The organism is Alcaligenes sp. HNGD-HTN06, assembly GCF_049932565.1.
Taxonomy (GTDB): Bacteria; Pseudomonadota; Gammaproteobacteria; order Burkholderiales; family Burkholderiaceae_B; genus Alcaligenes; species Alcaligenes ammonioxydans.
On sequence record NZ_CP187782.1, the window covers coordinates 1760107 to 1783371 of the forward strand.

The following is a 23265-nucleotide window of genomic DNA, read 5'->3' on the forward strand; positions in this document are numbered from 1 at the left end:
GCTAATTCGTATAGAAGACATACGAGTTTCTTAATGGCCCAAGCAGATTCAAGGCCAGACACGGAAAAGGGGGCTTGGTTCGTAAGGCTCCGAATAACCCTTATCACCAACGCGCAATAAGACAGCAAGTTGAACTGACAACAATAAAAGCAAATAAAACGCAGGAGACACCCTTGTGACTAGCTGTTCCCCCATCCTGTGGATTCGACATCCACTGGCTTGTTCTGACGCGGATGCCGCCGGTGGCGTGCTGATTCAAGACAGCCGCATTATCGAAAAAGTAGCGTCTGGTCAGCAACCGCGACAGGCCTATGACCAAACCTGGGACGCCTCACGTCATGTATTGCTGCCCGGTCTGGTCAATACTCATCATCATTTTTATCAGACCTTGACCCGGGCCTATACCCCCGCCTTGAACAAACCGTTGTTTCCCTGGCTGACCACCCTGTATGACGTATGGGCAGGCTTGGATGATGAGCAGATGCAGGTGGCCAGTGAGCTGGCGATGGTGGAGCTGCTGCAATCGGGCTGCACTACGGTGGCTGACCACCATTATGTGTTTTCGGGCGCCTTGCAGCATGCAATTGACTGTCAGGCTGAAACGGCCCAGCGTCTGGGCGTTCGTGCGGCATTGACGCGAGGCTCCATGAGTGTGGGCCGCGAGCAGGGCGGCTTACCGCCGCAAATCGTAGTGCAGGACGAGCAAACCATTCTGGATGACAGTCTGCGCCTGATTCGTCAGTATCACCAGCGCGAGGACGGCGCCATGATTACCCTGGCGCTGGCTCCCTGTTCGCCTTTTTCTGTCAGCCGTGAGCTCATGCGTGAAAGTGCCCAACTGGCCGAGCGCGAAGACGTGCGTTTGCATACCCATCTGGCCGAAACCGACGATGAAACCGCCTACTGTGAACGCCTCTTTGGCATGCGTCCACTTGATTACCTGGATCAGCAGGGATGGTTGAGCAATCGTACCTGGCTGGCGCATGGCATTCATTTCAATGACGAAGAAATTCAACGCCTGGGTCGGGCAGGGACCGGCATCGCCCATTGCCCCTCCTCCAATATGGTGTTGGGAAGTGGCCTGTGCCGCACCATTGAGCTGGAAGCGGCAGGCGCACCGGTTGGTCTGGCGGTTGATGGTTCGGCTTCCAACGATCACTCCAATCTGGCTCAGGAAATGCGGCAGGCCCTGTTGTTAGGCCGGCTGCGTTACCAGCCAGGGCAGGTCACCCATCAAGCCGTCATTCGTTGGGCCACCCAGGGTTCGGCCCGTTGTTTGGGCCGGGACGATATTGGCGGTCTGAACGTTGGACAGCAAGCAGATCTGGCCCTGTTCACTCTTGATGAATTGCGTTTTTCGGGTGCGGAAAACCCCCTGGCTGCCTTATTGCTGTGCGGTGCGGACCGCGCTGACCGCGTGATGGTCGCAGGTCAGTGGCGTGTCATTGACGGCCAGGTCTGCGGGATTGATCAACACGATTTGATGCAGCGTCATCAAGGCGCCGCACGTCGTTTGCGTGACAAGGCACTGTCCGGCGCAGTGACGGCTTAAGTTCAGTAGCGACAGGGCCGACAGAGCCCTGCCTCATTATTCCTCGGAGACAGTTATGACAAGACCTGCACAGGCAAGGGCTGCGGCAACGGCGCCGCGTCCTGAAGACGAGAATCTGGGCCTGGGGGCCAATCTGGCCTATGGCTTTCAGCACGTATTAACCATGTATGGCGGCATTATTGCCGTCCCGCTGATTATTGGTGAGGCTGCGGGCCTGCCTGCCAACGAAACAGGGCTGTTGATTACCGCCTGCCTGTTCATGGGCGGGCTGGCCACCTTGCTGCAGACCCTGGGCGTTCCTTTCTTCGGCTGCCGGCTGCCCCTGGTACAAGGGGTGTCCTTTTCGGGCGTTGCCACCATGATCGCCATTTTGGGCACGGGCGGCGGCTTGCCCGCGGTGTTTGGCGCAGTGATTGCGGCCTCCTTCATAGGGTTGCTGATTACCCCCATCTTTTCTCGAGTCATCCGTTTTTTTCCGCCTCTGGTCACCGGTTGTGTAATCACCACGATTGGGCTGACCCTGATGCCGGTGGCGGCCTTCTGGGCGATGGGCGGCAATCCACAGGCGCCTGACTTTGGCAGTGTCGGCAATATTTCCCTGGCTGCCCTGACCTTGCTGATCGTGCTGCTGCTCAGCAAGCTGGGAAGTGCCACTATTTCTCGCCTGTCCATCTTGCTGGCTATTATTATTGGCACTGTCATTGCTGTTGCCATGGGACATGCGGATTTCTCAGCGGTCAGCGAAGGGGAGGTATTTGCCTTGCCCAGCCTGTTCCATTTCGGCATGCCCACCTTTCAGACGGCCGCGATCATCTCCATGTTCATTGTGATCATCGTGACCTTGGTCGAGACCTCGGCGGATATTCTGGCAGTGGGCGATATCATCGAGACCAAAGTGGACGCCCGCCGTCTCGGTGATGGTTTGCGTGCCGATATGCTCTCCAGCCTGCTTGCTCCCGTTTTTGGTTCCTTCACGCAAAGCGCCTTTGCCCAGAATGTAGGCCTGGTAGCGGTAACCGGCGTGAAAAGTCGCTATGTTGTCGCCTTTGGCGGCCTGATCCTGATTGCTCTGGGCTTGTTGCCGATAATGGGACGCCTGGTCGCTGCTGTGCCGCCGGCCGTTCTGGGCGGTGCGGGCATGGTGCTGTTTGGCACGGTCGCAGCCAGCGGCATCCGTACCTTGGCCAAAGTGAACTATGACAACAATATGAACCTGATTATTGTGGCCACCTCAATTGGCGCAGGCATGATTCCCATTGTGGCACCCAAGTTCTACGAGCACTTCCCGGTCTGGTTTGCAACGATTTTCCATTCCGGTATCAGCTCGGCCGCTCTGGTCGCCATCGTACTGAATCTGCTGTTCAACCACTTCACCCTGGGCAATTCCGAGCATCCTTCCGTATTTGCAGCTGGGGGAGGCCGCTATCTGCGTGTCTCGGATCTGGCCAAATTGAATGAAGGTGATCACGTGATTAATGGCAAGGTGATGGACAAAGACGGCAAGGAGATTCCGGTCATTGATGACGATCATCCACTGGCCCATGAGCCCGTCCTGCCACACGCCAAGCCAAGCCTGAGCAGTACGTAAGGCTGGGCAGTCCCTCTTGGCAATATTTGCTCAACGTCTACACGGTCGTACCTTTGGCCGCCTTGTCTCTCTAACGAGCAGGGCGGTTTTTTTACGCAGATACTTGAAAAAGTGAACAAGCCCCCCATTTCTGTTGATGTAGGCGCCCGAGCCCACGCCTTCCCTTGCACAGGGCTCAGCAAAGGAAAAATGGAGGTCAAGCATGGCAAGCAATTTGACACGTTTTAATCCGTTTGGGGATCTGGCTGGTCTGGATTCGTGGCGGGATATCGAAGATATGTTCCGGCGCGTCCCCGTCGTTGGTTCCCTGGCCGGGAATACGCCACCCGCCATCCGTCTGGATGTCAGTGAGAACGAGGAAGCCTATCAGGTTAGCGCTGAAGTGCCTGGCATCAATAAAGAAGATGTGCATGTCAGCGTTGATGGCAATATTGTCTCTATCAAGGTAGAGAGCCGGCGCACCCATGAAGAGAAAGAGGGTGATACGGTGTTGCGCAGTGAGCGCTACTATGGGGTGCAGACCCGTCGCTTCAGTCTGGCGCAGGATATTGACGAGGCGCGAGCCAGCGCTAAATGCGAAAACGGAGTATTGGAACTGGTTCTGCCCAAGAAAAAGAGCGGAACCGGGGCCAAAAAGCTGGAAGTTCGCTAAGCCTGTGCTGTCAACAAAAAACCGCGCCGTTCTGGCGCGGTTTTTTGTTTTATGCGCGGCATGCAGAGCGACTGCAGGCGTTCGTTATCACCTGTCCACGCCCCGGCCCAGACATCCCCGTATCAAGGAGTGTGGTTGTCGAGCATATAAGTCAATGAACTGGCCAGCAAAGCACGCGTTCCGATGCGCAGGGCCTTTTCATCAATCATGAACTCAGGTGAATGATTGGGCGCACCCATTTTATCCGGATAGGGTGAGGCATTAAGCCGCCAGAAAACCACGGGTACGTTCTTGCCAAACGCGCCAAAATCCTCCGAACCCATACCTGGCGGCACCTCTTTGGCCCCGATACGGTCGCTGGCCAGTTCCAGAGCAGGGATGATGGTTTGAGTCACGTTGGGATCGCTGACCAGGACCTCATAGCCCGTGTCGATGCGAACGGTCGCTTTCACATCATGGTTGGCTGCAATATTTTGGGCATATCGTTCAATCAACTCGTGAGCCCTTGTCTGATTTTGTTTAGACAGTGAGCGCACCGTGCCGCTGATATCCGCAGTTTCAGGCAACACATTTGGACGGTTACCACTTTGCAACAAGCCTACCGTCACCACTGTTGTGCCATCCTGTGGGTTCGTTCGCTGGGCGATGATGCTATTTAGCGCCACCACCGTCTCGGCAGCGGCAACAAGCGGGGAGGCGGCCGTCCAGGGCGAGGAACCGTGGCCGCCTTTACCCGCCAGAGAAATGGAAAACACATCACCACTGGCCATCAGGCTGCCTTTTCGGTAGCCAATGCTCCCTGCGGGGTAAGAAGGTCCGATGTGCTGGCCCATGACCACATCCACTTTAGGCTTGTCCAGTACGCCTTCGGCCATCATGGCATTGGCGCCGCTCAAGGGCTTACCAGGACCTTGCTCTTCGGCGGGCTGAAACAAGAGCACAATCGTACCCGGCAGTTCCTCACGCATGTCGGAAAAAACTTGGGCAGCACCCAACAGCATGGCAACGTGCGTATCGTGGCCGCACGCGTGCGATACCGACACTTCCTTGCCTTGCCAGGTGCCTTTGGCAACGGACTTGAAGGGCAGGTCATTGCGTTCCTGTACAGGCAGGGCGTCCATATCGGCACGCAAGGCTACGACAGGGCCAGGCTTTCCGCCTTTCAAGACGGCCTTGATCCCGGTCTGTGCAATCCCGCTTTGAATCTGATAGCCGGGCATGCTCTCCAGTGCCGCTTTAATATAAGCCGCCGTATTATGCTCTTGATAAGAAAGCTCAGGATTCTGATGCAGGTGGCGTCGCCACTCGATCACCTTTTCCTCCAGGGCATCGGCCTTGCCCATCGCTGTTTCCACCATCGGATGGCTGGTTTGTGCCAACGCCGTCCCGGCCAGCAGGCAACTCGTCACCAATAGGCTCAGGCGAAATGCGTGTCCCATACTGTCTCCTCGCTTTTTTAGTGTCATAGCGATTGATCATAGCACCGGCCCAGCCTGTCACCGGCGCAGTTAATTGACACCTATACCACTGTGAATGCCCGAATGCCCTCGGGCCAGTCCCGTGTGTTCTTTGAAGAAAGCGATAAAAGCACTGTCACTGGCAAAACCCAGGTTCGAGGCCAGCCACGTCACGCGCTGCTCGCTCGCAAGCTGTTCGATCGCCTTGAATACACGCCATTGCTGTCGCCACTGCTGATAATTCAGGCCTGTGTCCCGTTTAAACAGACGACTGATTATTTTTTCGCTAAGGCCCAGCTCCACCGACAGGTCTTTCAGGGCCGGTGGCAGCTTGGCCCCAGCCAGCGGCCGCAAACGACTATCACGAGGCAAGGGCAGAAAAAGAGCCCGCTCGTGCGCGGCTTGCAGCTCATTGAGCAACAGCAATATCAGATGCTGTCGTGGCGGCTGCTCTCAATCCGCGGCCAGATAAACCGAGCGGTACTTGACCTGTTCGCTCAGTTGTACCTGAGGGGCAAGCAGAGCCGGAATCCAGATCAAGCAGCTTGGCGGCAACAAACACAGGTGTTGATCCAGAGTCACGGTCATGCAGCCGCTGTGAGTGTACAGAATCTGCCCTCAGGGGTAGCTGATGCATACCGGAATCATGCTGCGCCAGGCGCGCCGCGATGCCCAGCACATGACGTCCTGTCAGTTCGGGGAAAGGGTCATTGGCGTCCAACTGGGGCATTGTCTTGTTGATGGCTTGCGCCCTCGTTCCTACACATGGCTGGGCTAGTATACTGACGGCTCTGCTTTCCTGAGGCGGTACCCGCAGGACAGACTTCACCAAGGCATTATGAGCAAATCCCCCGTTTCCATCCTGGACAGCAATGTAGAGACCAATATGGCTTTTCAAATGGCCACCATTATCTACAAGCTGGACCAGACCCTTAGATCCACCACCCTGCGTGAACACAATATGACCTACGTGCATTTCAGGGTGCTGCAATACCTGTGGGATAAGGATGGGTGCAGCATAGGAGAAATTGCCAAGGCTATTGTGGTCCATAAGCCAGTCCTCAGTCGGGTGCTTGACCAAATGCAGGATCGTGGGCTGGTGCAGCGTCGCACGGATGAGACGGACAGTCGCTACATGCGCGTCTTTCTGAGCGACACAGGTCGCGAGCGCTACGCGCAGGTCTGGCCGCCTGCCAAGGCAATGATTGACAACGCCCTGTCTGTTCTGACCGTGGACGAGCGCCAGGATTTGGGCCGTATGTTGCGCTCAATGGCTACGCATCTGGCAAATTGACTGGACGCCTGCAAGCAGCCTGACCCGGTAGATTGGCCCGAATCAAACGACCTGCAATGGAGTCCGTATGGGGCAGGTCGGGCAAGGCGTCCTCTGGCCCGAACCAGCGCGCATCATTGATTTCGTCTGCCTGGATACACAATTCCCCGCCCGCATACTCGGCGGTATAAGCCACCATCAACGAATGCGGGAACGGCCAGGACTGGCTGCCGAAATACTGGATATTGTCCACGCGCAGCCCCACTTCTTCCATGACCTCGCGGTGAATGGCTTCTTCCAGGTTTTCTCCCGCCTCCACAAAACCAGCCAGGGCGGTGTAGCGCGCCGTTGCATAGGTGGAGTGGCTGGCCAGCAAGATACGGTTCTTGTCGCGGATCAGCACCATCATGGCCGGGGAGATTCGGGGATAAGCCGAGAAGCCACAAGAAGTACAACGAAAGCACAATTCATGCTTTACACGCTCCATGGCCGAACCACACACACCACAGTATCGATGGCTTCGAGCCCACTCGGATACCTGGAACGCCCGGTTGGCGATGCTGGCCAGTTCGTCCAGTTGCGACAGAACGCCACGCAGGGGACGAAAGGCAAAGCCATCGGGAGCAGGAGTCTGTGCAGCTACATGGCAGGCAAAATCCTGGCAATCCTCTCCCGAAAAAAGCGCATGCCATTGTGCCGGTGGGATATCCAGCGGGGGTTTGGCGGGAATCAAGGCCTGTCCGTCTTGACTGCTGACCAATATTTCATTTCCACGAAAAATGAAATTCATGTGTTTCCTGTCCTTTAATACGCCGCCTAAGCGCAGCACCGAGCCCGCTATTGTACGGGAAGGTACGGGACGCAAAACAGCGAAGAAAATCACCGCTGAAAAAGTGGAGAGGCGGGGTAGGGCGTAGCAAGAACCTGCGGTCCTAAAACAGGCAGCAACAGGAAAAAAGCTTGCATTGGTGTTCAAGCTCTCAAGAAAATAAGCGGGGAAAAGTTGAAAAATACTAGTTAGTGGGCATATGGTTAAGTGAAAATTAATTAAAAAAAGAAAATTAATTTTCAATCCCAAATATTTTTTTATTATTGAAAAAACCATGGTCGATTTTTTGTTTTAATTTTTTATTTTTAAAAATCCTATTTTATTTTTATATATTAAGGCGGCTGATAAAGTGTTTATGTTGTTTCGTCAATTTATCAGGCCACTTTAAAAAAACGAGACTATCTTATTGGGATAGGCTGCAAAAAGGCTCAAAAAAAAACCGTCTGCTTTGAGCAAGACGGCTTTTTGGAGAAAAAATGGCCTACCAGGAGACGGGGCGGTGCTGCGTGGCTGAAAAAAGCAAACCCCTCAGCAGCTAAAGGCAGCAGGCCCCTTGCTACTCAATATTCTGAGTCTGCTCTCGCAACTGCTCAATGCACAGCTTCAGATCAATCGAGGCCCGTGTCATGTCCATGCTAACGGCCTTGGAGCCCAAGGTATTGGCCTCTCGGTTCATCTCCTGAAACAGAAAGTCCAAGCGTTTGCCGGTACTGCCTTGCCGGGCGCTTTTCTTGCCGGGAGCGGCAAGCACGTCTCCGTTCAGGATCAATTCCAGTTCACTCAAGTGGGAACGCAAACGAGCCAGTTCCTCCGCCACATCAATACGCAGGGAAAAAACAGCCGCCTCTTGCGCCACCCGTGCTGACAACTCTTCCCCCGAGATCAGGGCAAAACCGTCGGGGCTGGCTTGCAGCAAGGCATCGTGTAAACGACTGGCGATCTTGTTCTTTTGCTCGGTCAAAATGGACGGCAAGTGCTGTTCAACTTCGTCGACAATCGCACTCATATCCTCACGGATTTCCAGCATGGCCTGAGCCAGACGTTGGCCTTCTCGCTCTCTTGTGGCCTGAAAATCCTGCAAAGCAGCCTGAAAAGCCTCACTGATCATCGGCAACCATAACTCCGGGTCCATGCCCGAATTATTACCACTCTGATTGCTCAACAAGGTTTGCAGCTCCGGTGCCGGCAGATCGGGAATGCTGACGCGGGCAATCTGCAGCATCTGTGCCGTGCGCTCGACCGCTTCCAGATCCAGGGTGCGTTGCTGATCGCTTCCGCTGCGGGCGAAGTTGACCCGAAGCTCCAGCTTGCCGCGTTGTACGCCTTGTGCGGCCAGCTCACGCAGCAGATTCTCCGCAAAACGCAGCTCCTCGGGCAAACGCAGATTCAGGTCCAGAAAGCGATTGTTGACGCTACGCATCTCGATAGTGATGGTGCCTGCTTCGGACTCGGCCTTGGCACTGCCAAACGCGGTCATGCTACGGATCATGGGGGTCACTTTAAGAATGGAATAAAGCCACCGATTGTACTCTTACGCCCCGGCTTTGGCGGCTCCCCAAGCGTCTGCAAAGCTCTATACTTTAGGCTTTTGGCCGATGGCGGCCAATTTTGTCCTTACACTCCCATCCGTACCGCAAAGGCAGGGCCGGGAAGCAGGGTGGTGACCGTTTTTTACCGCCTGTCTGCCCCACGGAGCCTTCCCTCCCTGAGGTGTGGCCGTCCCAGATAGGGGCCTGGGTTTTGGGCGTAACCGCCGAATTGCTCCTGCATGACTAGCGCTCCTACCAAGAGGGCGGCAGTTCACCGGTGCAACACGGAGGCTCTTTTTTAAGGCAAGCTGTCATGCTACGAATCTTGCATACCGCCGATTGGCAAATCGGGCGCCAATACGCGCGCTTTGAGCTGGAGGACGCGGCTGCCCTGGCTGAGGCGCGTTTCAAGGCTATCGAGAAGCTGGCCGCGCTGGCCACCGAGCATCGCGTGAACCTGCTGATGGTGGCGGGTGATGTGTTCGACTCCCAGACCTTGAGTGATCGCAATCTGCGCCGCAGCTTCAATGCCATGGCCGGATTCAAAGGGCCGTGGCTTTTGCTGCCTGGTAATCATGATGCGGCTCTGAGCGAAAGTGTCTGGACACGGGCCCGGCGCCTGAACTGCATTCCCGATCATGTGCATGTGCTCGATGCGCCCGAGCTGTTTCTGTTGGACTCCCTCAAGGTCGCCGTCCTGCCGGCCCCCCTGACTCAGCGCCAGACCTACCAGGATTTGAGCGACTGGTTCGATCAGGCGGAAAGCCCGGCCGGTTACTGGCGCCTGGGTCTGGCGCACGGCAGTGTCAGCGGCGTGTTGGAACATCTGGACAGCCATAACCTGATTGACCAAAACCGCGTGCAACGCGCCAAGCTGGATTATCTGGCACTGGGCGACTGGCACGGCACGGTCAAAGTCAACGAGCGCTGTTACTACAGCGGTACGCCCGAGCCGGATCGCTTTCGGGATAATGACTCAGGCCAGGCCTTGCTGGTGGACATCAGCGAACCGGGCGCCACGCCCGTCGTTCAAGCCTTGCCGGTTGCGCAGCACCTGTGGCGCAGCATTCAATACCATCTGAATGACGACACGGATCTGGACCTGCTGGAGCGGGAGCTCAATGCGTTGGCCGATCAAAGCGTGGTGGAGCTGGAACTATCGGGCCAGTTGAGCCTGAGTGGTTTTGAGCGGCTGGAGAGTCTTCTGGGACAGTCCCAGGCCCGGTGCCGCGCCTGGGACTGCCAGCGCGAGGCCTTGCGGCTGGCGCCTTCCGAAGAAGACCTGGATGCCTTGCAAGCGGATGGCTATCTGCAGGCCGCATTGAACCAATTGCAGGCGCTGCGTCACGGCAGCCAGCAGCAGGCTGCCGAGGATGCCTTGCTGATTCTGGCCAGTCTGCTGCGCGACAAGGAAGGTGGTCATGCACATTAAGTCTTTACGTGTTGAACAATTCAAACGTTTTCGCCAGCCTGTATCACTGGACAAGCTGGAACCGGGCCTGAATATCATCAGCGCGCCGAACGAAGCGGGTAAAAGCACCTTGGCCGAAGCCCTGCGTACGGTGTTTTTCGAGCGTTATGGCACCGGTAGCCTGACAAAAATCCTGCCCTGGGGCGATTCATCGGCCGCGCCAGAAATCGAATTGGATTTCAGTCTGAACGGCCAGGAGATGCGCCTGAGCAAGCGTTTCCTGAAGCGCAAACGCTGCGATTTATACATAGGCAATCACCATCTGGATAATGATGAGGCCGAGCAGTACTTGGCCCAGCAAATGGGGTTTGAGTATGCCGCCAAAGGCAGTAGTCAGCCCCGTAACTGGGGTGTGCCGGGCCTTTTGTGGATTGAGCAAGGGCAAGGCCAGGACCTGCGTAGCTCGGTCGAGCACGCCAGCGGCACCCTGCAGCAGGCGTTGGGTAGCGAAATTGCCGATCTGACTAGTGCAGACGGGGATTATCTGATCGAACAGGCCCAGCAACAGCTGGACCAATATGTGACCCAGGCTCAAGGACAGCCTCGTGGCGTCTGGTTGGCAGCGCAGAAGGAAGCCAAGGAGCTGGAAGACCAGTTGCAGAGCCAGCAATCCGCCTTGCAGCAATATCAGCAATGGGTGGACGAACTGGCGCAGGCCCGCAAGCACATTGCCCACGCCGAAGCGAAGCGCCCTTGGGAACAACTGCGTGAGCAGGCCAAACAGGTACAGGTTCAGTTGCTTCAAGCCCGCCAATTGCAGGAGCGAGCCAAAGAGTTGCAACAAACCCTGACCATGCTGGCGGAGCGTGAAAAGCTCTATCAACAAGCCGGGGAACGCGACCAGGAGTGGGCCAGCCAACGTAGTCAGCGTGCTGAGCAGGTGAAATCCCTGCGTGCCAAACTGGAGCTGGAACAGAGCCTGCTCAGCAGCCTGAGCCAGCGCCTGCAGCAGGCGCGCAGCCATAAAGACGCCAGTCTGCAGGAGCAGGAACGCGCCCGTACCTGGCAACAATGGTTTCAAGATCAAGCCAGCTTTGACAGCACACAGCAGCAGCTGCAGCAGATGCAAGGGCAACTGGAGGAACTGGGTAAGCTGGAAGCCCAACTGGCGCAATGCGGTGCCGCCTTGGTCCAGCTGAAAATCGCCGACGAGGCCCTGGAGCAATTGCGTCAGCAGCACCAGCTCATTCAGCGCTTGCAACACCAGCTGGAGACGATTTCCACCGAAGTACAGATCGAACTGCAAGACGGAGCCAGTCTGGTGCTGGATGGCGAATCCATTCAAGGCCGACACCGCGCTCACCTGAGCGTCAGCACCCTGATTGAACTGCCCGGAATGGGCCAGCTACGCATCATTCCCGGTGGTCGAGACCTGGGTAAAGTGCAACAGCAGTTGGCGAAAACTCAGCAAGAATACGCACAGGCACTTGGACAGTTGGGCGGAAGAAGCCTGGAAGAACTGGAACGCCGCCGCGAGCAATATCGGGAACAAGAACAACAGGACCGACTGTTACGCAGTTCCATGAAAGCGCTGGCTCCGCAAGGAAAAGCACATTTGCAAGGTCTGGTTCAGGCAGCCCAACAGCGCCTCGCACCGCTGCGTCCACAAGGCGAAGCGATTGAGGCGTCGGAATTGAGCCGTATCGTCCAAGCTGCCACTTTGGCTGAGCAGCAGTACCGGGCGCTCGAAAGTGAGTGGCATGATGCCCGCGAGGCCGTTGCCCGCACTCAGGCCCGTCTGGAACAGGCCCAGGCCGAAGCCAATAGTCTGGAACAGCAATGGGCGGACCCGCAACGCCAGCGGGCGCAGCAGGAGCGCGAACAGCAGTGGGGACAGTTGCGCCTGCAACGCGATCAACTGCTGGCCGATCAGAAAGCCTTGGACGCTGAACTTGCCTCCCTGCCGTTGGCCGTGTTGGAACAAGACTTGCAGCGGCTGGAGCGCAGCGCCCAGCAGCAGGAGCAGAGCTACAACGAGGCCTGCCTGGCTGCCCAGCTTGTGCAAACCAAGCTGGAAACGCACGGCGCCCAAGGTCTGGAAGAACAAATCGATCAGACCGTGCTGCGACTGAACGACTGTCGGCGCCGCTGCACAGCGTACGAACGCCGCGTGCAAGCGCTACGGCTGTTGCTATCTGTACTGCGTGAACAGCGCAGCGCCTTGACCCAGCAACTGCACGAACCCTTGCAAAAGCACATCAACCACTATCTACGCCTGCTGCTGGGCAAAGCACGCGTCGAGCTGGACGAGCACCTGGCTCCACGCTGGCTGCAGCGCGACAGTGGGCAAGGCCTGGCCGACGATATTGATGGCCTGAGTTTTGGCGCACGCGAGCAAATCGGCCTGATTGCTCGTCTGGCCTATGCGGATTTGCTGCAGCAGGCAGGCCGTCCTACCTTGCTGATTCTGGATGACGTGCTGGTCCACAGTGACAACGATCGCCTCGAAGCCATGAAACGCATCATTCACGATGCGGCACAGCGCCATCAGATCCTGCTTTTCACCTGCCAGGCCGACAAGTGGATGGACATGGGAGTGGCGCTACGGCCCGTGCCGCAAGGCGTACAATAGATGTTTTCAATTTTGTACGGAGCCTAGCCTTGTCTGAAAACGCTACGATTGCACGCCCCTCGGGTCGATCTGCCACACAATGCCGTCCTGTCGAACTGGTGACTGGTTTCACTCGTCACGCCGAAGGTTCGGTGCTGATCCGCTTGGGCGAGACCCATGTTCTGTGCAATGCCAGCGTGCTCGACAAAGTGCCTCCCTTTCTGAAAGGCAAGGAGCAGGGCTGGGTAACCGCGGAATACGGCATGCTGCCACGCTCCACCCACACCCGTTCCGACCGGGAGGCGGCCCGTGGCAAGCAAAATGGCCGCACCCAGGAAATTCAGCGCCTGATTGGCCGCAGCCTGCGCGCCGTTTTTGATCTGAAGGCCTTGGGCGAGCGCACCATCCATATTGACTGCGACGTTCTACAAGCCGACGGCGGAACCCGCTGCGCGAGCATCACCGGTGCCTGGGTTGCCGCCAGTCTGGCGGTACGCAACCTGCAAGAGCAGGGCAAACTGCAAGCCTCGCCCATTCTGGATCAATTGGCGGCCGTTTCGGTCGGTGTATTCGAATCCCACCCCGTGCTGGATCTGGACTATCTGGAAGACTCCGCCTGCGGCGTGGATATGAATATCGTCATGACAGGCAGCGGCAATCTGGTGGAAGTGCAGGGCACCGCTGAAGGCCAAACTTTTGCGCGCCCCACCTTGAACCGCTTGCTGGATCTGGCCGAGCAGGGCATTGCCGAGCTGATGCAAGCCCAGAAACAGGCCTTGCAGGGCTGATCACGATGAAACGGGTCTGTCCTGCTCCCTTCGCGACACCGCCAGACAGCGTGACAAACCGCTATTGGGACGCCGTCCCATGCAGCACACACTGCCTGGCACGGCGCTTTGTCCTTTTTACTGAACAGGGCGCTTTGCCGCCTGTTGCCACTTATGAACACTACATCCAAGCGTGTTGTCCTGGCCTCCAACAATGCCGGCAAGCTCAAGGAGTTTTCCGCCATCCTGGCCCAGGCCGGTATCAGCATGATTCCGCAAGGCCAATTGAACATTCCCGAAGCCGAGGAGCCCTTTGCCACTTTTATCGAGAATGCGCTGGCCAAGGCCCGTCATGCCAGCCAGTTAAGCGGTTTGCCCGCCTTGGCTGACGACTCTGGCCTGTGCGTGCGCGCCTTGGACGAAGCCCCCGGCGTGTACTCCGCCCGATTTGCCGCTCGCGAGCTAGGTGGTGAGAAGTCCGACTCTGCCAATAACGCCTTGCTGGTCCAGCGTCTGCAAGGACAAAGCGACCGCCGCGCCTGTTATGTGGCCGTTCTGGTGTATGTGCGCCATGCTCAGGACCCACGGCCCATCGTGATTGAAGGGGTCTGGGAAGGAGAGATTCAGGATCAGCCCGCCGGCGAGCACGGCTTTGGCTATGACCCGCACTTTTATCTTCCCGAACTTGGGCAAACCGCTGCACAGCTCGCGCCCGAGGTGAAAAACCAATATAGCCATCGGGCGCAGGCCATGCGAGCGTTGCTGCATCGTCTGGCGGCCGAGTAAAGACATGAGCGTTTTTTCTCCCGAAGTACGAATCCGGCCCGGCTCGGGGCCGGCGACTCTCTTGCCCAGCCTGCCTCCCTTATCGGTCTATGTGCATGTGCCCTGGTGTGTCCGCAAGTGCCCGTACTGTGACTTCAACTCACACGAAGCACCGGCGCAGTTGCCCGAAAACGAGTACCTGGACGCCTTGCAAGCCGACCTGGAGCAAACCTTGCCCCTGGTCTGGGGCCGACAGGTCATTTCCGTCTTTATCGGCGGCGGCACACCCAGTCTTTTATCGGCTCAGGCGCTAGACCGCATGTTGGCCATGCTGCGCGCTCATCTGAACCTGCTGCCCGATGCTGAAATTACACTGGAAGCCAATCCCGGCGCTTCGGAAGCCTCGCGTTTCATGGACTATGCGCACAGTGGCGTAAACCGTATCTCTCTGGGCATCCAAAGCTTTAACGATCAGGCCCTGAAAGCGCTCGGACGCATTCACGATAGTCAGCAAGCACGCCAGGCCATCGAGGCCGCCCTGAAAGCGGTAGACCGCGTGAACCTGGACGTGATGTACGCCTTGCCGGGGCAAACACCCGCCCAGTCCGAACACGACATCTTGCAAGCCATGTCTTACGAAACGGAGCATTTGTCGCTGTATCACTTGACGCTGGAACCCAATACCGTCTTTGCCAAATATCCGCCTGCCTTGCCTGATGACGATGACAGCGCGGCCATGCAGGACAGGCTGATCGAGTTGACGACCAGTCGCGGCTGGGAGCAGTATGAAATATCCGCCTACAGCAAGCGGGGTGGTCACAGCCGCCATAATCTGAATTACTGGGAGTTTGGCGACTACATCGGTATCGGTCCCGGTGCGCATGGCAAATTGTCCTTTCACGACCGTATTATTCGTACCGCCACGACCCGCAGCCCAGCCCAGTGGATGCAGACCGCCGTCAAACGGGATGGCAGCCACTATGCGCACAATGCGCGTGTGTCCCCTCAGGACCTGCCCTTTGAGTTCATGCTGAACGCGTTGCGTCTGAAAGCCGGGGTGCCGTCCCAATACTTTCAGGAGCGCACGGGCGTGCCACTGGCACAGATCCTGCCCACCATCAGGCGCAATATTGAAAAAGGTTTGCTGGCTGCCGATCCGCTGCGTATTCGAACTACGGATTTAGGCTGGCGCTTTCTAAATGACTTACAGGAAGCATTCCTTCCTGATGCAGGTTCCTGACATTTAATTGTTTATTTAAGACATTTTTTATTGTGCATCTGCACAATTGCTCTACAATTAATTTCTGGTAAGTCCTATGCCATAACTACTTTATCGAAATCGGCCTGTTTGGATCAATTCAGATCTGATCCCGGTAAACGTAATTAAGACCTGCCGTAGTGGGTTACACAATGATCCGCGCCACTCCTCCTCACTTTTTGTTAACGTCATTGACGCTGGAGTAACCATGTCCACCCCCGAAGATGTTCTGAAGATCATCGCCGAACGCGAAATCACGTTTGTCGATTTCCGCTTTACCGATACCCTGGGCCGTGAGCACCACTTGACCACCCCCGCACACGCGGTGGACGAGGATCGCTTTGAGTCCGGCGTCGCGTTTGACGGCTCTTCCTTGCCTGGTTGGAAAGGAATTGAAGCCTCGGACATGTTGCTCATCCCGGACGCCAAAACCGCGCGTATGGACCCGTTCCGTGAAGAGCCCACCCTGATTCTGACCTGCGATGTGGTCGAACCGTCCGACCTGAAAGGGTATGACCGCGATCCCCGTTCGCTGGCCAAGCGTGCCGAAGCCTACCTGCGCTCCAGCGGCCTGGGCGATACCGCGTACTTTGGTCCCGAGCCAGAATTCTTCGTGTTCGATGGGATTACCTGGAACGACGACATGTCGGGCAGCTTCGTGAAGATTCGCTCCGAAGAAGCCCCTTGGTCGCGCGGTCTGGAACTCAATGGCAACAACCTGGGTCATCGCCCAGGGGTCAAAGGCGGTTACGTTCCTGTGTCACCCACAGACTCTTTTGCCGATCTGCGCGCAGAAATGTGTTTGTTGATGGAGCAGCAGGGCGTTCCTGTTGAAATCCATCACCACGAAGTGGCGGCTCCCGGTCAGCTGGAAATCGGCACGCGTTTCTCGACCCTGGTCGAGCGCGCAGACTGGAATCAGATCATGAAGTACACCATCCATAACGTGGCTCACGTATATGGAAAAACGGCAACCTTCATGCCCAAGCCTGTCGTGGGCGACAACGGTTCGGGCATGCACGTTCACCAGTCCATCTGGAAAGATGGCCAGAACTTGTTTGCAGGTAATGAATACGCCGGGCTGTCCGAGTTTGCCTTGTTCTACATTGGCGGCATCATCAAGCACGCTCGCGCTCTGAACGCCATCACCAACCCCACGACCAACTCCTACAAGCGTCTGGTTCCGCACTTTGAAGCACCGGTCAAACTGGCGTATTCCGCCCGTAACCGTTCGGCCTCGATCCGCATTCCTTACGTCAGCAACCCCAAGGCTCGGCGTGTGGAAGCACGTTTCCCCGACCCAATGGCCAACCCTTATCTGGCTTTCTCGGCCTTGATGATGGCCGGTTTGGACGGTGTGCAAAACAAGATCCATCCTGGCGATCCTGCCGACAAGAACTTGTACGATCTGCCTCCCGAAGAAGATGCAAAGATCCCAACCGTGTGCGCTTCTCTGGAACAGGCCATCGAGTCTCTGGACAAGGATCGCGAGTTCCTGACCCGGGGCGGTGTGTTCAGCAACGAAATGCTGGATGCCTTCATCGAGCTGAAACAAGCCGAAATCACCCGTTTGCGCATGGTGCCGCATCCGGTCGAATTCGACATGTACTACAGCCTGTAAGATCGCGGGCGCTGGCTTGTGCCAGTGCGGTCAAAAAGAGCGGCCTTCGGCCGCTCTTTTTATGGACACGGCAAATGCAGAAACGGTGTCACTGAGCAATCCGCAGCCTCAGTAACCGCGCTGCTCAAGCCGCCCGGAGCGCCTGGGCTCTGGCAATTTATGCTTGCGACTCGTGCCCAGACCATGACCCTACGCAATCACGCAAACCCTATCGATATGGAAGTAAAGATGACCCTGGATTTTCAATGGAAACGACTGGATGATCTCTCCTCTCGGGAGATGTACGCCCTCATCCAGGTTCGCGAAGCCGTGTTTGTGGTGGAGCAGCAGTGCGCCTATCAGGAAGCAGACGGTCTGGATCTGACTGCCTGGCACTTGTCGGTGTTCAAGGATGGAGAGCTGGCGGCCTATGCCCGCGTTGTCGAGCCGGGACTGAAGTATGCCGAACCGTCCATTGGCCGCGTCCTGACTGTGGCCAAGTTTCGCAGTTTGAAGATCGGTTATGCCCTAGTGGCTGAGGCTATACGATTTACGCATGCTCAGTATCCTGGCGAGGATATTCGCATTGGCGCACAGGCTCATTTGCAGAAGTTCTACGGGTCTTTAGGGTTTGAACCCGTCGGTGAAATCTACGACGAAGATGGCATTGCTCATATTGACATGGTCAAGCCAGCGACTCCCGCCGATGGCAGTATGGATGCTCATCAAGACCACCCGGCTAGGCGTTTAGGTTTGTAGCAATCCAGCGTGCAACGCCCACAGACAGAAAAGGGCACCCTGTGCGGTCAGGGCCGCGGCGCGGGAGAACGCGACCCCAGTCACAGCTCCACGGGCTCCCCACGTAAAAAGGCCTGGGCACGCTGCGCCATAATGGCCTCCCGCCGGATGAAGTCCGCGACAAAGTCATTCACGGGATGATGATGCAGGCTGTAGGGCGTATCCCATTGGATAATCTTGCCCGCCTGCATCACGCCGATGCGGTCAGCAATCGCGAAGGCCTCTGCCTGATTATGCGTCACCAATATTGCCGTGATGCCGGCCTTTTTTAAAATCTCGCGCACCTCAAAGGCCAGCCGCTCACGGGTATCCACATCCAGATTGGAAAACGGCTCGTCAAGCAATAATAAGGAGGGCTTGGGAGCCAGCGCTCGCGCCAGAGCAACACGCTGTTGCTGACCACCGGACAATTCATGCGGATAGCGCTGTGCCAAGCGGGACAGATCCACCAACTCCAACATGTCGTGTACCCGCTCTTGTCGTTCGTTCCGGCCCCATTTGCGCATGCCAAACGCCACATTCTTCTCTACGGTCAGATGAGGGAAAAGCGCGTAATCCTGAAACATCATGCCGACATGCCGGTCTTCCGGTGGAACCTGTTGAGAAACAGCGGATAGCACACGGCCATTGAGCAAAATATGCCCGGCGCGCAAAGGCTCAAAGCCGGCGATCGCACGCAGAACCGTGGTCTTGCCACAGCCGGACGCGCCAAGCAAACAGCCAATTTCCCCTTGTGGCAGGTGCAAACTGAGTTGGTCGACGACCGGCCGAAATCCCTCGGACGTATCGTAGGACAGGGTAATAGCCTGTAAATCCAGAAAATCATTCATGATGCGCGTGGGCCAGAGGCCATCAATTGAGTACGAGCCAATAAAATAACGGGGATCAAACCGGCCAGCACAATGGCCAGAGCCGCCACCGCGCCTTCCTCATAGGTTCCCCGCGCCGCTTCCGCATACAACCAGGTTGCCAGGGTCTCGAAATTCATCGGACGCAGCAGCAAGGTAGCCGGAAGCTCCTTCATGGCATCCACAAAAATCAGCAGGGCAGCCGCACCCATGGCCGGGCGCAGCAAAGGCAAATGCACGCGCTTGAGCGTGCCGGCCGGCGTTTCACCCAATAGGCGGGAGGCCTGCTCCAAGGAAGCGGGAATACGAGCCAGGCCAGCCTCGATGCCGCCAATCGAGATCGCCAGAAAGCGCAAGGTATACGCGAGCACCAAGGCCAGAGTAGAGCCCATCAAGAGCAGTCCGCTTGACGAAATGCCCAACCAGGACAGGAGCTGGTTGTAAAAAGAATCGAACATCACCAGGGGAGTCAACAGACCAATCGCCAACACCGTCCCGGGAATGGCGTAGCCCAGACTGCTGACACCGGCCAGAAAACGGGCTAGACGAGGCTTGCGTCCCGAACGGACGGCGCGGGCAGCCCAGGCAACCACGAGACCACAGAACAGAGTCGCAAGCGTAGCCAGGGCAGCGATATACAGGGTGTTCCAGGCACTGTTGAGCAGTTGCGCCGAGATGCCGCCGGTTTGCGTCACATGTTTGATTGTCTCGTTAAGCAGATACAGGGAAGGAGCCACAAACCCTACCAGCACGGGGGCCGCACCCAAGGCAATCGCGATGCAGGCCGCCGAGCCTTTCAACCGAGTGGGTCGAATAGGCTCGGAGCGTTGATTACTGGAATACGCCTGGCGACGACGGCCATAACGCTCAATGCTGATCAAGGCCGCCACCAGACAGAGCATGGAAACAGCGATTTGAGCGGCACCTGCCAGATCAGAACGGGTCACCCAGGTGGTGTAGATCGATACCGTCAAGGTCTGCACACCCAGAAACTCGGAAGCGCCGATATCATTCAAGGTTTCCAGCAAGGCCAGACTGACGCCCACAGCAATCGCGGGGCGGGCCATCGGCAGCACAACCCGGAAAAAGACACTGCGTCCGGACTCCCCCATAATGCGTGCCGCTTCGAGCAGACTGGCCGACTGAGTGGCAAACATGGCTCGTGTACTCAGGTAAACATAAGGATAGAGCACCGAGCCCAGCAGAAAAATGGCCCCGCCCAGGGAGCGCAGGTCCGGCAGACGAAATTCACGCGGGCTGCTGTAACCCAGCACATAGCGTATGGCCGATTGAATCGGCCCGATCGGATGCAGCAAATCCAGATAAGCAAAGGCCACGATATAGGTCGGGACCGCCAAAGGCAGCAGCAACGCCCATTGCAGAACCCGCCTACCTGGAAACTCGTAGGCGGTAATCAGCCAGGCAGCGCCCACCCCTAAACAGCTGACCACCACTCCCACCCCCAGGAGCAGCAATAAGGTATTGCTCATGGCGTGGGGCAACACGAACTGGAACAGGTGCGACCAGTGCTCGGTCGAGCCGCCTAAGGCGTGGGTCAGCAGGGTAATCACAGGCGCAGCCACAATCAGGGCAATCACAGCAGCGGCCAGGGACCAAAGAGGCAGACGACGAAAAAAGGGCATTATGAAAGGCTAGGTGTTACAGGCGCTTCAATGCGCGACGACCGCCGCTCTGATTTCTCAAAGCTGGCGGTCGTAGAAAAAGAGTAGGGCGATTTTAGTTGTCGAAGCCAACTTTATCCACCAACTCGCTGGCTTGCTTGCGATGCTTGGCGATTTCAGTCAGCGGCAAGGGATCGACCTTCAAGGGCCCAAAGCTGGCCACGACCGGGTCCAGTTCAACACCGGCGCGCACGGGGTATTCGTAATTGGCCTTGGCATACAGGCTCTGCGCTTTCTCGGAAACCAGGTATTCCAGCAATTTGACGGCATTGTCCTTGTTGGGAGCATGCTTGGCCACCGCCGCACCGGAAATGTTCACGTGCGTGCCGCCACTTTTGGTGTCCGCGAAGGTGGGACGCACCACATTAATGGCTTCACCCCATTTGTAGGCGTCGCTACCTGGCTCGGCATTTTTCATGCGGCCCACGTAGTAGGCATTGGCGATACCGATATCACAAATCCCGCCCAGAATGTCGCGGGCAACGTCACGGTCCCCTCCGGCGGCTTTGCGACCCAGATTGTCCTTGACGCCACGCAACCATTTTTCCGTTGCTTCGGCCCCATCATGAGCAATCATGGCGGCGACCAAGGCCGTGTTGTAAGGGTGTTGGCCCGAACGGATGCACACTTTGCCTTTCCACTTGGGGTCGGCGAAATCTTCGTAGTGAATGCTTTTCACATCCACGTCCTTGGCAACATAAGCGACGCGATCACGCAAGGACAGGGAATACCATTGTTTGTCCGCGCCGCGCAGATTGGCGGGAATGGCACTGTCCAGGGCTGCGGATTCCACCGGCTGGGTAATACCCGCTTCGACCAGATCCAGCAGATTGCCAATGTCTACCGTCATCAGAATGTCGGCAGGGGATTTGTCACCTTCTGTCTTGACACGCTCGATCAGGCCATCTTTCACAAACACGGTATTGACCTTCACACCCGTGTCTTTGCTAAAGGTTTCCAACAGAGGAGTAATCAGTCCGGGTTCGCGGGTGGTGTAGAGATTGACTTCGCCAGAAGCAAAAGCCGCCATCGACACAGTACCCATCGCGGACAGAAGCAGGGCTTGGGTCAGGGCACGACTACGAAGAGTAAAGCGCATCATCAACACTCCAGAAACAGGCGCAGTTAGCTTAAAGCCGGAAAATGTGAATGATTATCAAACGTATGCAGGAAGTAGGCAAGAATTATTTGGGCAGTCAGTACGCAAAACAGTCAAATCTGCGGTTCAGCAGCCCGCCCGGAGAGCGACAATTCCTCGTCTGAAAACTTAATGGTTTGTCCTGATTGCGATCAAATCGCATTGATGTTCGAGCATGGATTTACCTGCTGAACTCGGTACAATGGGCAGATATTTGCTTACTGATCCGGGCTTTGTGGCCCCTTTACACGATAACTACCATGGCAGCTTTCAATACCGAACAAGTGCTTAGCGTCCACCACTGGAACGACACCTTGTTCTCCTTTACCACTACCCGCGACGCCGCCCTGCGATTTCATAACGGGCACTTTGTCATGATCGGTCTGGAAGTCGATGGCAAGCCGCTGATGCGTGCTTACAGTATCGCCAGCGCCAATTACGAAGAGAACCTGGAGTTTCTCAGTATCAAGGTGCCGGACGGCCCATTAACCTCGCGCCTGCAGCACCTGAAAGAAGGCGACACCATTTTGGTCAGCCGCAAGCCTGTGGGCACGCTGGTCATCGACGACCTGCGGGCCGGGCGCAATCTGTTCCTGTTTGGCACGGGCACCGGTCTGGCTCCTTTCATGAGCATCATCAAAGATCCGGACACGTATGAGCGCTTTGAGAAAGTGATCCTGGTACACGGTGTTCGCTATGTGAGCGAATTGGCCTACTCGGATTTCATCCAGCACGAGCTGCCCCAAAACGAGTACTTTGGCGAGATGGTGCGCGAAAAGCTGCTGTATTACCCCACGGTTACGCGCGAGGCGTTCCGCAATACGGGCCGCATCACGGAACTGATCGAAACCGGCAAGCTGTGCCAGGATTTGGGCATTGCCCCGTTGGACCCTGCTCAGGATCGCGCCATGCTGTGCGGCAGCCCCGCCATGTTGGCCGACATCAGCGCCATGCTCGATGAGCGCGGCTTTGAAGTATCGCCTGGTGTTGGACAACCCGGCGACTACGTGATTGAACGCGCCTTCGTGGAAAAATAATCACGCCAAGATCTGTTAATTTTAGCTATAGGCGCTTAAACTCTGATAGTACAACACTCATCAGAGGTTTCTTATGACTAAGCAAGTTGTCTTCACCGACGCCGCTCCGGCTGCCGTAGGCCCTTATTCTCAGGCCATCATTGCATCGGGCGGCAAGACCGTGTTTCTGTCTGGTCAAATCGGTTTGGAGCCGGCCACCGGCGAACTGGTATCTGAAAATTTTGAAGGTCAGGTACGTCAGGCATTCGCCAATCTGGAAGCCGTGGTCAAAGAAGCTGGCGCCAGCCTGACCGACATCGTCAAACTGACGCTGTTTCTGACAGACCTGTCCCGCTTTGCCAGCGCCAATGCCATCATGGCCGAACTGATTCCGCAGCCTTTCCCCGCACGCTCGACCATCGGTGTGGCCAGCCTGCCCAAAGGCGCTCAGTTCGAGGTCGAGGCAATCCTCAATTTCTAAAGACGTATTG

22 protein-coding genes are annotated in these 23265 nt (G+C 56.8%); 14 read left to right on the top strand and 8 right to left on the bottom strand.

Features of this window, described 5'->3' with window-relative positions; translation table 11 throughout:
• Positions 1-175: 175 nt before the first annotated feature.
• From ACOZ42_RS08025 to ACOZ42_RS08035, 3 genes are all read left to right on the top strand, one after another.
• Positions 176-1552, top strand: a complete 1377-nt coding sequence (locus ACOZ42_RS08025; RefSeq protein WP_240208705.1) for an 8-oxoguanine deaminase — start codon at positions 176-178, stop codon at positions 1550-1552.
• Positions 1553-1607: 55 nt separating this feature from the next.
• Positions 1608-3140 (top strand): nucleobase:cation symporter-2 family protein, encoded by a 1533-nt coding sequence (locus tag ACOZ42_RS08030; RefSeq protein WP_131071777.1) that lies wholly within the window; start codon positions 1608-1610, stop codon positions 3138-3140.
• Positions 3141-3342: 202 nt separating this feature from the next.
• Entirely contained in the window at positions 3343-3792 is a 450-nt protein-coding gene (locus ACOZ42_RS08035; RefSeq protein ID WP_003800089.1) for an Hsp20/alpha crystallin family protein, read from the top strand.
• Between the two features lie 122 nt (positions 3793-3914).
• On the opposite strand, the gene ACOZ42_RS08040 is transcribed toward ACOZ42_RS08035, so the two are convergent.
• The 3 genes from ACOZ42_RS08040 to ACOZ42_RS08050 form a co-directional block, all read right to left on the bottom strand.
• Entirely contained in the window at positions 3915-5231 is a 1317-nt protein-coding gene (locus ACOZ42_RS08040) for a M20 metallopeptidase family protein (RefSeq protein WP_426345802.1), read from the bottom strand.
• Positions 5232-5300: 69 nt separating this feature from the next.
• Complete coding sequence (locus ACOZ42_RS08045) at positions 5301-5675, bottom strand: helix-turn-helix domain-containing protein (protein WP_207307418.1); 375 nt, start codon at positions 5673-5675, stop codon at positions 5301-5303.
• A gap of 27 nt (positions 5676-5702) precedes the next feature.
• Positions 5703-5837 carry a hypothetical protein gene (locus tag ACOZ42_RS08050; RefSeq protein ID WP_268885619.1) on the bottom strand — a complete coding sequence of 45 codons (135 nt, stop codon included), beginning with the start codon at positions 5835-5837 and terminating at the stop codon, positions 5703-5705.
• Between the two features lie 43 nt (positions 5838-5880).
• On the opposite strand from ACOZ42_RS08050, the gene ACOZ42_RS08055 reads away from it, so the two are divergent.
• Both ACOZ42_RS08055 and ACOZ42_RS08060 read left to right on the top strand, forming a co-directional pair.
• The gene (locus ACOZ42_RS08055) at positions 5881-6027 is read left to right on the top strand and encodes a hypothetical protein (RefSeq protein WP_336579535.1); all 147 of its coding nucleotides are present in this window, start codon (positions 5881-5883) and stop codon (positions 6025-6027) included.
• 60 nt (positions 6028-6087) lie between these two features.
• Positions 6088-6543 (top strand): MarR family winged helix-turn-helix transcriptional regulator, encoded by a 456-nt coding sequence (locus ACOZ42_RS08060; RefSeq protein ID WP_426345803.1) that lies wholly within the window; start codon positions 6088-6090, stop codon positions 6541-6543.
• On the opposite strand, the gene nudC is transcribed toward ACOZ42_RS08060, so the two are convergent.
• Both nudC and ACOZ42_RS08070 read right to left on the bottom strand, forming a co-directional pair.
• Positions 6524-7312, bottom strand: a complete 789-nt coding sequence (gene nudC / locus ACOZ42_RS08065; protein WP_426345804.1) for an NAD(+) diphosphatase — start codon at positions 7310-7312, stop codon at positions 6524-6526. The two genes, ACOZ42_RS08060 and nudC, sit on opposite strands and share 20 nt — an antisense overlap.
• A 595-nt stretch (positions 7313-7907) precedes the next feature.
• Positions 7908-8840 (bottom strand): YicC/YloC family endoribonuclease, encoded by a 933-nt coding sequence (locus ACOZ42_RS08070; protein WP_426345805.1) that lies wholly within the window; start codon positions 8838-8840, stop codon positions 7908-7910.
• Between the two features lie 353 nt (positions 8841-9193).
• On the opposite strand from ACOZ42_RS08070, the gene ACOZ42_RS08075 reads away from it, so the two are divergent.
• The 7 genes from ACOZ42_RS08075 to ACOZ42_RS08105 all read left to right on the top strand — a co-directional run bounded on the left by ACOZ42_RS08075 (position 9194) and on the right by ACOZ42_RS08105 (position 18051).
• The gene (locus ACOZ42_RS08075) at positions 9194-10312 is read left to right on the top strand and encodes a metallophosphoesterase family protein (protein WP_131071781.1); all 1119 of its coding nucleotides are present in this window, start codon (positions 9194-9196) and stop codon (positions 10310-10312) included.
• The gene (locus ACOZ42_RS08080; RefSeq protein ID WP_426345806.1) at positions 10302-12923 is read left to right on the top strand and encodes an AAA family ATPase; all 2622 of its coding nucleotides are present in this window, start codon (positions 10302-10304) and stop codon (positions 12921-12923) included. The genes ACOZ42_RS08075 and ACOZ42_RS08080 overlap by 11 nt, the downstream gene beginning before the upstream one ends.
• 29 nt (positions 12924-12952) lie before the next feature.
• A complete protein-coding gene (gene rph / locus ACOZ42_RS08085; RefSeq protein WP_059317637.1) occupies positions 12953-13690 on the top strand; it encodes a ribonuclease PH in 738 nt (245 codons plus the stop codon).
• 153 nt (positions 13691-13843) lie between these two features.
• Entirely contained in the window at positions 13844-14455 is a 612-nt protein-coding gene (gene rdgB, locus ACOZ42_RS08090; protein WP_131071783.1) for an RdgB/HAM1 family non-canonical purine NTP pyrophosphatase, read from the top strand.
• Between the two features lie 4 nt (positions 14456-14459).
• Positions 14460-15674, top strand: a complete 1215-nt coding sequence (hemW, locus tag ACOZ42_RS08095) for a radical SAM family heme chaperone HemW (RefSeq protein WP_240208700.1) — start codon at positions 14460-14462, stop codon at positions 15672-15674.
• A gap of 226 nt (positions 15675-15900) precedes the next feature.
• On the top strand, positions 15901-17313 hold the full coding sequence (gene glnA / locus ACOZ42_RS08100) for a type I glutamate--ammonia ligase (RefSeq protein WP_059317635.1): 1413 nt from the start codon (positions 15901-15903) through the stop codon (positions 17311-17313).
• Between the two features lie 159 nt (positions 17314-17472).
• A complete protein-coding gene (locus tag ACOZ42_RS08105; RefSeq protein WP_426345807.1) occupies positions 17473-18051 on the top strand; it encodes a GNAT family N-acetyltransferase in 579 nt (192 codons plus the stop codon).
• An 80-nt stretch (positions 18052-18131) separates the two neighbouring features.
• Here ACOZ42_RS08105 and ACOZ42_RS08110 read toward each other — a convergent pair whose 3' ends face one another.
• The 3 genes from ACOZ42_RS08110 to ACOZ42_RS08120 form a co-directional block, all read right to left on the bottom strand.
• Entirely contained in the window at positions 18132-18920 is a 789-nt protein-coding gene (locus tag ACOZ42_RS08110; RefSeq protein ID WP_426345808.1) for an ABC transporter ATP-binding protein, read from the bottom strand.
• The gene (locus tag ACOZ42_RS08115; RefSeq protein WP_003800069.1) at positions 18917-20581 is read right to left on the bottom strand and encodes an ABC transporter permease; all 1665 of its coding nucleotides are present in this window, start codon (positions 20579-20581) and stop codon (positions 18917-18919) included. Before ACOZ42_RS08115 ends, ACOZ42_RS08110 begins: the two co-directional genes overlap by 4 nt.
• 94 nt (positions 20582-20675) lie before the next feature.
• The gene (locus ACOZ42_RS08120) at positions 20676-21719 is read right to left on the bottom strand and encodes a Fe(3+) ABC transporter substrate-binding protein (protein ID WP_003800067.1); all 1044 of its coding nucleotides are present in this window, start codon (positions 21717-21719) and stop codon (positions 20676-20678) included.
• 299 nt (positions 21720-22018) lie between these two features.
• On the opposite strand from ACOZ42_RS08120, the gene ACOZ42_RS08125 reads away from it, so the two are divergent.
• Positions 22019-22795, top strand: coding sequence for a ferredoxin--NADP reductase (locus tag ACOZ42_RS08125; RefSeq protein WP_131071787.1), 777 nt, complete (start codon positions 22019-22021; stop codon positions 22793-22795).
• Positions 22796-22868: 73 nt separating this feature from the next.
• Positions 22869-23255 carry a Rid family detoxifying hydrolase gene (locus ACOZ42_RS08130; protein ID WP_003800063.1) on the top strand — a complete coding sequence of 129 codons (387 nt, stop codon included), beginning with the start codon at positions 22869-22871 and terminating at the stop codon, positions 23253-23255.
• Positions 23256-23265 lie beyond the last annotated feature (10 nt).